The sequence below is a fragment of the Ruegeria sp. AH12 genome, from assembly GCF_056541465.1.
Window position 1 is genome coordinate 1 of sequence record NZ_JBQFYL010000040.1, and the last position, 1,698, is coordinate 1,698.

Consider the following 1,698-nt stretch of genomic DNA (forward strand, 5'->3'; position numbering starts at 1 on the left):
GTCTGTCAGATCAGCCGAGTTTCTCAGTCAGTTCCGGCACCGCCTGGAACAGATCGGCAACCAGACCGAAGTCGGCAACCTGGAAGATCGGCGCTTCTTCGTCCTTGTTGATCGCAACGATGACCTTCGAGTCTTTCATCCCCGCGAGGTGCTGGATCGCACCCGATATGCCGACAGCGACATACAGGTCAGGGGCAACAACCTTACCGGTCTGACCTACTTGCCAGTCGTTCGGCGCGTAGCCCGAGTCCACTGCGGCGCGCGACGCGCCAACAGCGGCACCAAGCTTGTCGGCCAAAGTCTCGATCAGTTTGAAGTCCTCTTCCGAGCCGACACCACGGCCGCCCGAGACAACAACACCAGCCGAGGTCAGCTCGGGGCGGTCACTTTCTGCAACCTTGTCTTCAACCCAGGAGGACAGGCCTTCGGAACCCGGGACCGAGATGGTCTCAACCGGGGCCGAGCCACCTTCGGCTGCTGCGTCGAAGCTTGCAGTCCGCAGAGTGACGACTTTCTTAGCGTCGTTCGACTTGACAGTCTGGATCGCGTTGCCCGCATAGATGGGGCGTTCGAAGGTCGAGCCGTCAACCACGCCCGACGCATCCGAAATCACCATCACGTCCAACAGCGCGGCAACGCGCGGCATGACATTTTTGGCGTCGGTGGTCGCAGGGGCGACGATATGCTCGTAGCCATCGGCCAGCGACACGATCAGGGCCGCGGTCGATTCCGCCAGGCGGTGACCCAGCGAGTCGTCTTCAGCGACCAGAACCTTGGACACACCGTCGATTTTGGCGGCAGCCTCACCCGCAGCAGCGGCAGACCCGCCAGCGGCCAGAACGGTCACATCACCCAGCGCTTTCGCGGCGTTGACGGCCTTGGCGGTGGCGTCCATCGACAGCTCACCATTGTTGACTTCTGCCAGAAGAAGAACAGCCATTACACAGCCCCCGCTTCTTTGAGTTTCTCGACCAGCTCGTCGACCGAGCCTACGACGATACCAGCGGCACGTGCCGGCGGCTCTTCGGTTTTGACGATTTCCAGTCGCGGGGAGACATCGACGCCGTAATCGGCGGCCGTCTTCTCATCCAGCGGCTTTTTCTTCGCCTTCATGATGTTGGGCAGCGACGCATAGCGCGGCTCGTTCAGGCGCAGGTCAACGGTTACGATGGTCGGCATCTTGACGTTGATGGTCTGCAGGCCGCCATCCACTTCGCGGGTGATCTTGGCGGTGTCGCCTTCGATGTCCACCTCTGAAGCAAAGGTGCCCTGGCTCCAGCCCAGCAGGGCCGACAGCATCTGACCGGTGGCGTTCATGTCGTTGTCGATGGCCTGCTTGCCCGCCAGAACCAGACCGGGCTGCTCTTCCTCGACCACTTTGGCCAGGATCTTGGCAACGGCCAGCGGTTCGACATCGGTGTGCACATCATCTGCGGCAACAACCAGAATTGCACGGTCGGCACCCATGGCCAAAGCGGTGCGCAGGGTTTCCTGCGCCTGCTTGACGCCGATCGAAACGGCGACGACTTCGTCAGCCTTGCCTGCTTCTTTCAGGCGGATCGCCTCTTCCACGGCAATCTCGTCGAACGGGTTCATCGACATTTTGACATTGGCGAGATCAACACCGCTACCGTCCGCTTTGACGCGAACCTTCACATTATAGTCAATCACGCGCTTGACAGGCACGAGTACCTTCAT

The 1,698-nt window shown here is 60.7% G+C and carries 2 protein-coding genes; both read right to left on the reverse strand.

Features of this window, described 5'->3' with window-relative positions:
* Positions 1-10 precede the first annotated feature (10 nt).
* Positions 11-940, reverse strand: coding sequence for an electron transfer flavoprotein subunit alpha/FixB family protein (locus tag ACR0EL_RS21390; protein WP_480502169.1), 930 nt, complete (start codon positions 938-940; stop codon positions 11-13).
* Positions 940-1,698, reverse strand: a complete 759-nt coding sequence (locus ACR0EL_RS21395; protein WP_480502171.1) for an electron transfer flavoprotein subunit beta/FixA family protein — start codon at positions 1,696-1,698, stop codon at positions 940-942. Before ACR0EL_RS21395 ends, ACR0EL_RS21390 begins: the two co-directional genes overlap by 1 nt.